The organism is Nocardia higoensis NBRC 100133 (assembly GCF_000308595.1).
GTDB classification, from domain to species: Bacteria; Actinomycetota; Actinomycetes; order Mycobacteriales; family Mycobacteriaceae; genus Nocardia; species Nocardia higoensis.
The window spans coordinates 26,915-35,989 of the sequence record NZ_BAGA01000017.1; the positions used below are offsets into that span (position 1 = coordinate 26,915).

The window sequence follows — 9,075 nt, forward strand, 5'->3', positions numbered from 1 at the left end:
GAGCGGATCCGGCGACCGGATCAGTTCTCGCGCGGGAGCTGGACGGTGAAGCAGGTGCCCTCGCCGGGCGCGCTGTGCACCGTGACCCGGCCGCCGTGCGCCGTCACCAGCGCCTGCACGATCGACAGGCCCAACCCCGAGCCGCCGCTGGCCCTGGTGCGGGAGACATCGGTGCGATAGAACCGTTCGAACACCCGCTCCGCCTCCTCGGGGGCCAGACCCGGGCCGGTGTCGGCGACTTCCACGACGACCTCGTGCGGGCCCGGCGTCAGCCGCACCATCACATCGGCGTCGGCCGGGGTGTGGGTGAGGGCGTTGGTGAGCAGGTTGGCCAAGACCTGCCGCAGCCGGTCGGCATCCCCGCTGACCTCCAGCGTGCCCGTGCCCGGCCGGACCTCCAGCTCGATCCGCCTGCGCGGGCCCTCCGGGTCGGCGGCCGCGGCCACCGCGCGGGCATTGTGCACCGCCTCCCCGGCCACGGTCAGCAGATCCACCGTGCCCAGGGTGAGCGGGCGTTGCGCGTCCAGGCGTGCCAGCATCAGCAGGTCCTCCACCAACAGCCCCATCCGGCGGGCCTCGCGTTCGATCCGGTCGAGGACCATGGCCGGATCGCCGGTCGCGCCCTGCCGGTACAACTCGGCGAACCCGCGGATCGTGGTCAGCGGGGTGCGCAGTTCGTGGCTGGCGTCGGCGACGAACCGGCGCATCCGCGCCTCCGACTCGCGCGCGGCCGCTTCCGAGGCCTCGGTCGCGGCGAACGCCGACTGGATCTGCGCGAGCATCCCGTTCAGCGACTGCGACAATCGATCCACCTCGGTATTGGTGCCGCGCACCGGAACCCGCCGGAACAGGTCACCGCGCGCGATGGCCGCCGCGATGTTCTCCACCCGTCGCAACGGCCGCAGGCTGCGCCGGATCACGAAATAGGCGGCCAGCGCCAGGATCGCCAGCACGGCCAGGCCGACCACCAGTTGCAGCCCCACCAGCCGCGCCACGGTGTCCTTGTTCTGCGTCAGCGGCACCGCGATCGTGGTCGTCTCGTCGGCGGTGACGATCTTCAACGCACGCCAGTGCACAGCGCCGCCGCCTCGCGAGGGCACCGTCACCGGGCTGTTCACCGGAACGCCGGACAGGTCGGGCGTGGCGTCCACGTCGAACGGGCGCAGCACGAAAGAGCTGTTCTCGGAACCGGACTCGACCACGATGTAGAACGAGCTCGGTGGCGTGCGGGGATCGGGCGCCGGCGGTGGCGTGGACGGGCGCGGCCTCGGCCGGGGCGACACGGCATCGCGCAACTGCTGATCGGTGCGACTGAGCAGCGACTTCTCCAGCGCGGAGGTGACCACCGCGCCCGACACCAGCAGGCCGAGCCCGGCCGAGACCACCAGCGCCAGCACCAGGGTGACCCGCAGCGGGATCGCGCTCAGCCGGTTGCCCACCCGATCGCGTGCCCGTCGCAGCGGGCCGGGCGGCGCCGCAGCAGCGGGGCGCGTCGATCCCGCTCGCGCGGCGATCACCGGCCCGGCGCCCGCAGCACGTACCCCACGCCGCGCAGGGTGTGGATGAGGCGCTGCTCGCCGGTGTCGACCTTCTTGCGCAGATACGACACGTAGGTCTCCACCACGCCGACCTCGCCGCCGAAGTCGTAGCGCCACACGTGGTCCAGGATCCGCGGCTTGCTCAGCACCGTGCCCGCGTTGACCATGAAATACCGCAGCAGCGTGAACTCGGTGGGGGACAGCGCCACCGGCTCGCCCGCCTTCCACACCTCGTGGGTGTCGTCGTCGAGTTCGATGTCGGCGAAGGTGATGCGCGAACTCGCCGGGGCAGCCGCGCCGTGCCCGGCGCGGCGCAGCACCACCCGCAGGCGGGCCACCACCTCTTCGAGGCTGAACGGTTTGGTGATGTAGTCGTCGGCGCCGAGCGTCAGGCCCGCGACCTTGTCCTGCACGTCGTCGCGCGCGGTCAGGAACAGCACCGGCGCGTCGATGCCGTCGGCGCGCAGCCGGGGCAGCAGGCCGAAGCCGTCCATGCCGGGCATCATCACGTCCACGATCAGCGCGTCGGGACGGAACGCGCGGGCCCGGTCGAGCGCCTGCGCGCCGTCGACCGCTGTCTCGACTTCGAAGCCCTGGAAGCGCAGGCTCACCGAGAGCAGTTCGACGATCATCGGCTCGTCGTCGACCACCAGGACGCGGGCCTCGGGACGCGGTACCGCGGGCGCATCGCTCATAGGCTCATGATGCGCCCGCGGACTGGGGCGTCGCTGGGGGGTTCCTGTGAAGTCGCTGGGAGCGCCCCGGCGGGTTCGTCCGGGTGGGTCAGGGCAGCCCGGTCAGCGCTGCGGCTCGTCGTCGCCGAACTCGTCGGACTGGTCGATCAGCGCGCTGCCCGCCACCTGGTCGCGAGCCAGCGCCTCCAGGAACGCCCTGGCCCAGCGGTCGACATCGTGGGCGAGCACCTGCCTGCGCAGCGCGCGCATCTTGCGCCGCTTGGTCTCCCTGTCGTCCTCGAGCGCGGCGACGATGGCGTCCTTCACGCTGTCCAGATCGTGCGGATTGCACAGGTAGGCCTGGCGCAGCTCGGCCGCCGCGCCCGTGAACTCGCTGAGCACCAGCGCGCCGTTGAGGCCGCTGTGGCAGGCGACGTACTCCTTGGCGACCAGGTTCATGCCGTCGCGCAAGGGCGTCACCAGCATGACGTCGGCGGCCACGAAGAAGGCGATGAGCTCGTCGCGGGGGATCGGCCGGTGCAGATAGTGCACCACCGGGTAGCCGACGCGGGCGAACTCGCCGTTGATCCGGCCCACCTGCCGCTCGATGTCGCCGCGCATCTGCTTGTAGCTCTCGACGCGCTCACGGCTGGGTGTGGCCAGCTGAAGCATCACCGTCTCGGCCGGATCGAACCGGTTCTCGCGCAGCAGCTCCTCGAGCGCGTTCAACCGGATGTCGATGCCCTTGGTGTAGTCGAGGCGGTCGACGCCGAGCAGGATGTTCTTCGGATTGCCCAGTTCGGCCCTGATCTTGGCGGCACGCTCCTTGATCGAGCGCCTGCGCGAGTGCTCGTCCAGCTCGGCCGAGGCGATCGAGATCGGGAAGGCGCCGACCCGCACGGTGCGGAAACCCACCTGGACGACGCCCAGCTTGGAGCGGACGCCGACCGAGCCGCGCGAGGTCGGTTGCCCGGCCAGCCTGCGCGCCAGGTACAGGAAGTTCTGCGCGCCGCCGGGCAGGTGGAAGCCGATCAGGTCCGCGCCGAGCAGGCCCTCGATGATCTCGGTCCGCCACGGCATCTGCATGAACAGCTCGACCGGCGGGAACGGGATGTGCAGGAAGAACCCGATGGTCAGATCGGGGCGGAGCATGCGCAACATCTTGGGCACCAGCTGCAGCTGGTAGTCCTGCACCCAGACCGTCGCGCCCTGGGCGGCCACCTTCGCCGTCGCCTCCGCGAAACGGCGGTTGACCTGCACATACGCCGCCCACCACGCGCGGTCGTAGGTGGGCCGGACGATGACGTCGTGATACAGCGGCCACAGCGTGCCGTTGGAGAAACCTTCGTAGTAGTCGGCCACTTCCCCCGCCGACAGCGGCACCGGATGCAGTTCCAGGCCGTCTTCGATGATCGGATCGACATCCACGTCGGGCACGCCCGCCCAGCCGACCCACGCGCCCTTGTTGTTTCGCAACACCGGCTCGAGCGCGGTCACCAGACCGCCGGGGCTGCGCTTCCATCGTGTGGTGCCGTCGGGCAGGCGTTCCAGGTCGACCGGCAGCCGATTGGCCACGACGACGAAACCGGATCCCCCGTCCCGCGGGCGGTCACTGTCCGGACCGGAATCCGTGCCACCGGGTCCGTGGTCGCCGGACCGCGCCGCACCGGATTCCGGATCGGGTTGGGAGTGCTGGGAGTTCTCGGACGGCTGATCGGTCATCTGGTCCACTCACGCATCCTTGTTCTGTTCTCACGAAGCGGCGCCGCAGCCCCTCGCTCACGCCGCGATCACCTGGTCCGAACAGGCTGTGCCCGGTCCAGGGTGATTTATTCGGCGCGGCTGTTCGGCCCGATGCCGAGCATCGACAGCAGCATCCGGCACTCGTCGGCGTCGGCGGCGTAGGCCGCGACGACCCGCTGCGCCTGCCGCGCCGTCTCGTCGGCCAGTGGTTCCAGCTCGTCGTCCGCGATATCGTTCGCGCTGCTCTTCGCGGCCATTTGTCGTGTCCTCCCGATTCGTTACGCTCGAGCGTTTCGAAGTGTCCATGGTAGGCGACACGGGTACGGCCTATACCGTGGGTGCGCAGCACAATCTGACGAAAGGGTGGACCATGCCGCTGGCCACGGTGAACGGAATCTCGTTGAACTACCAGGTCAAAGGGGACCGGGCGATGGGCACCGAGGCGAAGGGTTCGGCACCTCTGGTCGTGCTCGTCATGGGCACCGGCAGCCCCGGCCGGGTGTGGGAGCTACACCAGGTGCCCGCGCTGCTCGCCGCGGGCTTCCGCGTCTGCACCTTCGACAATCGCGGTATCGCCCCCAGCGACGAATCGGTCGCCGGGATCACCATCGAGGATCTCGTCGCCGACACCGCCGGCCTGATCGAGCTGCTCGGCGAGGGTCCCGCCCTGGTCGCGGGCACCTCGATGGGCGCGCGGGTGGCCCAGGAACTCGCGCTGGCCCGCCCCGATCTGGTGCGCAAGGCCGTCTTCATGGCCGGGCACGCGCGCCTCGACCAGTTCCAGAAGACGCTCTCGCTCGGTGAACACGATCTCGACGCCTCGGGGATCACGCTGCCGCCGAAGTACGAGGCCGCGCTCACGGCCGTCATGAATCTCTCGCCGGCCACCCTCGCCGAGGCCAACGCCGCCCGCGACTGGCTCGACCTGTTCGAGTTCACCGGTGGACCGGTCACCCCCGGCATCCGGGCCCAGCGGCGAATGGATCACGATTTCGACCGCCTGCAGGCGTACAAGGAGATCCGGGTGCCCTGCCTGGCGGTAGGGTTCGCCGACGACCGGATGATCCCGGCCTACCTCACCAGGGAAGTCGCCGAGGTCATCCCCGGGGCCCGCTACCAGGAGGTTCCCGATGCCGGTCACTTCGGTTACCTGGAACGCCCGGAGACGGTGAACAAGATCCTGCTCGACTTCTTCTCCGAATAAGTAGGGCCGGCACGAGTACAACCGGCCGCGTCCGATGATTGCGGCCGGGTCGGCACCCGAGGTAATGACCTTCCCGTAACGTGTCCCTTGCTAGGGTCGACACAACGCTCGGGTAGTCATCCGGTGCGGGGCTCGTCGTGGCGCGAGCCACCGTGACGGAGGGGTCCAAGAGCCTAATCCCGTACAAGCGCCAGTATCCAGTGAGGTGAAATTGAGCACCAACCCCTTCGACGACGAGGACGGCCGCTTCTTCGTCCTGGTCAACGACGAGGAACAGCACTCCCTGTGGCCCGCCTTCGCGGAGGTCCCGGCCGGGTGGCGAGTCGTGTTCGGCGAGGACAGCCGCGCCGCCTGCGTGGAGTACGTCGAGAAGAACTGGACCGACATGCGTCCCAAGAGCCTGCGCGACGCGATGGCCGCCGACGACGCGGCCAGGCAGGGCAGCCAGTCCTGATCCAGCGGTAGTCGATACTGCGCCGGGAGTTTCTCGCTCGACCGTCGCCGCGCGGCACCGGATATCCGGTGCCGCGCGGCGACGGAGCGCGGCTATGATGACCATCGTTGTCGGGGCCGACCGTCGTTGCCGACTCCGATTTCCGCCTCCTTAGCTCAGTGGTAGAGCACTCGCCTTGTAAGCGAAAGGTCGTCAGTTCAATCCTGACAGGGGGCTCCACTTCTCCACGGTCGCCGCACCGTCGGGAGCGAGGCAATGGGGTGCGCGCGACGGCCGCACCGCTTGTGCGTGCCCACCGCCGAACCGGAGGCCGATCTGCCTGCCGTCGGACAGCGCGTGCATCGCTGCACGCGCTGTCCTCCGGCACGGCGCACCGACCGACGGCGGCGGGCTCCCGGCCGATCAGTCGGGAACGTTGGCTCCGTGGCCGAGCTCGCGCAGGGCCTGCTTGATCTTGGCCTGGGCCTCGTCGAGGGACTCGGGGGAGGGATTCGGGTCGGCGCCGGAGATGTCGAAGTCGCCCATCTCGAAGGCGGGGAAGACATGGACGTGCAGGTGCGGCACCTCGAGGCCGGCGATGAGCAGGCCGGCGCGCGGGGCGTCGAAGGCGGTGCGCACGGCCCGGCCGACGGCCTGGGCGACGGCGGTGAGGCGGGCGAATACGGCCGGGTCGATGTCCTGCCACTGGTCGATCTCGGCGCGTGGCACGACGAGGGTGTGGCCCTGGGTGACGGGGGCGATGGTCAGGAAGGCGACGAATTCGTCGTCCTCCCAGACGAATCGACCGGGGAGCTGACCTGCGATGATCGCGCTGAAGACAGAAGCCATCCCCGCAGAGTAGTCAGCGGGCGACGAAATGCGACAGGATCCCCTGCACCTCGTAGATGTCGACCTGGCGATTGAAGCGCTTCTGGATCGGGGTGTCGCTGCCGGAGAGCCAGATGAGCAGTTCGGCGTCGAGGTCGAAGGTGCCCGCGGTCTCCACGGCGAAGTGGGTGATCGACCGGTAGGGGATGCTGTGATAGTTGACCTTGCGGCCGCTGAGGCCCTGCTTGTCGACGATGATCAGGCGCCGGTCGGTGAACAGCATGGCGTCGCGCACCAGGATGTAGGCGGTGTAGACCTGCTCGCCGTTGCCGAGCAGCCTGGCGTACTCCTGCTGGGCCCCGGCCGGGTCGATCCGGCCCGCGTTGCCCATCAAACCGTCCATCAGACCCATGGTGTTCCCCTGTCCCCGTCGGCGGCTCCGACGAGTGCGCGGAGCCTCTACCTCCACTATGCCCGCTCCGGGGCGCCGTACACCGCACTCCGGCAGGCGTTTTCGCGCGCCGCTCGCGAACGGCCGGTGAACAGCCGCCGACGGGTGGTCCGGTGCGCACAGAAGCGCCTCGGCCTTCCCCTAAGCTGTGGCGGTGCGCGTACTCGTCATCGGAGCCGGAGCCCGTGAACATGCCCTCGTCCTGGCGCTGCGCCGGGACCCCGCCGTCACCGCGCTGATCGCGGCGCCGGGGAACGCCGGGATCGCCCAGCACGCCGAAGTGCGTCCGGTCGACGCGTCATCGGCCGAGGCGGTCGTGGCGTTGGCCGAGGATGTGCGGGCCGACCTGGTCGTGATCGGACCGGAGGTGCCGCTGGTCCTCGGTGTCGCCGACGCGGTGCGCGCGGCGGGCATCGCCTGCTTCGGGCCGTCGGCCGCGGCGGCGCGGATCGAGGGCTCCAAGGCGTTCGCCAAGGATGTGATGGCCGCGGCGGGCGTGCGCACCGCGCACAGTGAAGTGGTCGACACCCCCGCCGAGTTGGATGCCGCGCTGGACCGTTTCGGCCCCACCTGGGTGGTCAAGGACGACGGCCTGGCGGCGGGCAAGGGCGTCGTGGTGACCCCCGATCGCTCCGCGGCCCGCGATCACGCCGCCGAACTGCTGGAGCAGGGCCATCCGGTGCTGCTGGAATCCTTCCTCGACGGGCCGGAGGTCTCGCTGTTCTGCCTGGTCGACGGGGAGACCGTGGTGCCGCTGCTGCCCGCGCAGGACCACAAGCGCGTCGGCGACGGCGACACCGGCCCCAACACCGGCGGCATGGGCGCCTACACGCCGCTGCCGTGGCTGCCCGCGGAGACCGTCACCGAGATCGTCGAAGACGTGGTGAAGCCGGTGGCCGCCGAGATGGTGCGCCGCGGCTGCCCGTTCTCCGGCTTGCTCTACGCCGGCCTGGCGATCGGCGCGGCCGGGCCCGCGGTCGTCGAATTCAATTGCCGCTTCGGCGATCCGGAGACCCAGGCGGTGCTGGCGCTGCTGGAGAGCCCGCTGGGCGAGCTGCTGAACGCCACCGCCACCGGCACGCTCGGCGAGGTGCAGGCGCCGCGCTGGAAGGACGGCTCGGCGATCACCGTCGTGCTGGCCGCGGAGAACTACCCGGGCCGCCCGCGCCTGGGCGATGTGATCACCGGAGCCGGCGACGGTGCGGCCGACGAGACGTCCGCCGTACTGCACGCCGGTACCAGTACCAGGGAAGACGGCGCGCTCGTCTCGGCGGGCGGCCGCGTGCTCAGTGTCGTCGGCGTCGGCACGGATCTGGCGCAGGCCCGTGAGCGCGCCTACGCGCGGATCGCCTCGATCAAGCTGCCCGGCAGCCATTTCCGCACCGACATCGGCTTGGCCGCCGTCGAATCGCGCATCAGCATCTGATCGGGCGGCAACGCTGCCGCGCGGGCGAGCCGGAACGGGGATCACCCGGCCCGGCTCGCCGGCGTGACCGGGTGAGCCGCCCGGTTCAGTAGCGCAGTCCGCGCGCCGCCAACCAGGCGCTCGGATCCACGTGACTCCCGTTGACGAGCACCTCGAAGTGCAGGTGCGGGCCGGTGGAGTCGCCGCGGTTGCCCATGCGGGCGATCTGCATGCCCGCCGGGACGCGTTCGCCGACGGAGACGAAGAAGTCGTACATGTGCCCGTAGACGGTGATCGAGCCGTCGTCGTGCCGGATGCGCACCCACAGGCCGAAGCCCTGGGCGGGTCCGGCGTCGATGACGGTGCCGTCGGCGACCGCGTAGATCGGCGTGCCGATCGGTCCCGCGATGTCGATGCCGTTGTGGATGGTGCCCCAGCGGGAGCCGAACCCCGAGGTGAACACCCCCCGCGCGGGCAATACGAACCCGCCGATGCCCGGCAGCACCGAGCCCGGAGTGATCACCACTCCGGGCTCGTTGATCCACGGCTGCCATTCCCCGGCGGCCGCGGCGGCGGCCTCGGCTTTGGCACGTTCCAGGGTGGCGCGGGCGGCCGCGGCGACCACGGCCTGTTCGCGCAGGCGTTCGCCGTTGGCGATGGCGTTGAGGTAGCGGCGCACCGATGGCGGCGTGGACTGGTACTGCTGGGGGTGGGCGAAGAACACCCGGCGAGCCTCGTTCGGCCCGAGCGGGCCGTCCTCGAAGCCCCGGCCGAGCGTGGTGTCGGCCCCGGCGAGCAC

Annotated in this window: 10 protein-coding genes and 1 tRNA gene; 4 read left to right on the top strand and 7 right to left on the bottom strand. The window is 70.4% G+C overall.

The genetic code is table 11. The annotated features are described in order from the left end of the window. Nucleotides 1-20: 20 nt before the first annotated feature. The 4 genes from ON26_RS02525 to ON26_RS33815 all read right to left on the bottom strand — a co-directional run bounded on the left by ON26_RS02525 (nucleotide 21) and on the right by ON26_RS33815 (nucleotide 4,212). Nucleotides 21-1,460, bottom strand: a complete 1,440-nt coding sequence (locus ON26_RS02525; RefSeq protein WP_373280919.1) for a HAMP domain-containing sensor histidine kinase — start codon at nucleotides 1,458-1,460, stop codon at nucleotides 21-23. 53 nt (nucleotides 1,461-1,513) lie between these two features. Next, nucleotides 1,514-2,233 (bottom strand): response regulator transcription factor, encoded by a 720-nt coding sequence (locus tag ON26_RS02530; protein WP_040794313.1) that lies wholly within the window; start codon nucleotides 2,231-2,233, stop codon nucleotides 1,514-1,516. Nucleotides 2,234-2,335: 102 nt separating this feature from the next. Then, nucleotides 2,336-3,934, bottom strand: a complete 1,599-nt coding sequence (locus ON26_RS02535) for an alpha,alpha-trehalose-phosphate synthase (UDP-forming) (protein ID WP_373280920.1) — start codon at nucleotides 3,932-3,934, stop codon at nucleotides 2,336-2,338. A 107-nt stretch (nucleotides 3,935-4,041) separates the two neighbouring features. After that, nucleotides 4,042-4,212 (bottom strand): hypothetical protein, encoded by a 171-nt coding sequence (locus tag ON26_RS33815; protein WP_169333674.1) that lies wholly within the window; start codon nucleotides 4,210-4,212, stop codon nucleotides 4,042-4,044. A gap of 113 nt (nucleotides 4,213-4,325) precedes the next feature. Between ON26_RS33815 and ON26_RS02540 the strand changes: the two genes are divergently transcribed. From ON26_RS02540 to ON26_RS02550, 3 genes are all read left to right on the top strand, one after another. Continuing rightward, on the top strand, nucleotides 4,326-5,159 hold the full coding sequence (locus ON26_RS02540) for an alpha/beta fold hydrolase (RefSeq protein ID WP_040794322.1): 834 nt from the start codon (nucleotides 4,326-4,328) through the stop codon (nucleotides 5,157-5,159). Between the two features lie 211 nt (nucleotides 5,160-5,370). Next, nucleotides 5,371-5,613 carry an MbtH family protein gene (locus ON26_RS02545; RefSeq protein ID WP_040794323.1) on the top strand — a complete coding sequence of 81 codons (243 nt, stop codon included), beginning with the start codon at nucleotides 5,371-5,373 and terminating at the stop codon, nucleotides 5,611-5,613. A 144-nt stretch (nucleotides 5,614-5,757) separates the two neighbouring features. Next, nucleotides 5,758-5,832, top strand: a tRNA-Thr gene (locus tag ON26_RS02550). Between the two features lie 183 nt (nucleotides 5,833-6,015). Here the strand turns inward: ON26_RS02550 and ON26_RS02555 are convergent. Together ON26_RS02555 and ON26_RS02560 are read right to left on the bottom strand one after the other, a co-directional pair. Beyond that, complete coding sequence (locus ON26_RS02555) at nucleotides 6,016-6,441, bottom strand: HIT family protein (protein ID WP_040794315.1); 426 nt, start codon at nucleotides 6,439-6,441, stop codon at nucleotides 6,016-6,018. A 13-nt stretch (nucleotides 6,442-6,454) separates the two neighbouring features. After that, nucleotides 6,455-6,832, bottom strand: a complete 378-nt coding sequence (locus tag ON26_RS02560; protein WP_051026566.1) for a PH domain-containing protein — start codon at nucleotides 6,830-6,832, stop codon at nucleotides 6,455-6,457. 193 nt (nucleotides 6,833-7,025) lie between these two features. Between ON26_RS02560 and purD the strand changes: the two genes are divergently transcribed. Beyond that, the gene (gene purD, locus ON26_RS02565) at nucleotides 7,026-8,297 is read left to right on the top strand and encodes a phosphoribosylamine--glycine ligase (RefSeq protein ID WP_040794325.1); all 1,272 of its coding nucleotides are present in this window, start codon (nucleotides 7,026-7,028) and stop codon (nucleotides 8,295-8,297) included. A gap of 85 nt (nucleotides 8,298-8,382) precedes the next feature. Here the strand turns inward: purD and ON26_RS31440 are convergent. Further along, nucleotides 8,383-9,075, bottom strand: a 693-nt coding sequence (locus ON26_RS31440) for a M23 family metallopeptidase (protein WP_051026568.1), incomplete at its 5' end; no start/stop codon positions are given.

Bases quoted from the DNA above. Each gene is read 5' to 3' on its own strand.
- ON26_RS02555 (WP_040794315.1), bottom strand. From the start codon at position 6,441: ATGGCTTCTGTCTTCAGCGCGATCATCGCAGGTCAGCTCCCCGGTCGA.
- ON26_RS02560 (WP_051026566.1), bottom strand. From the start codon at position 6,832: ATGGGTCTGATGGACGGTTTGATGGGCAACGCGGGCCGGATCGACCCG.
- ON26_RS33815 (WP_169333674.1), bottom strand. From the start codon at position 4,212: ATGGCCGCGAAGAGCAGCGCGAACGATATCGCGGACGACGAGCTGGAA.
- ON26_RS02540 (WP_040794322.1), top strand. From the start codon at position 4,326: ATGCCGCTGGCCACGGTGAACGGAATCTCGTTGAACTACCAGGTCAAA.
- ON26_RS02535 (WP_373280920.1), bottom strand. From the start codon at position 3,934: ATGACCGATCAGCCGTCCGAGAACTCCCAGCACTCCCAACCCGATCCG.
- ON26_RS02530 (WP_040794313.1), bottom strand. From the start codon at position 2,233: ATGAGCGATGCGCCCGCGGTACCGCGTCCCGAGGCCCGCGTCCTGGTG.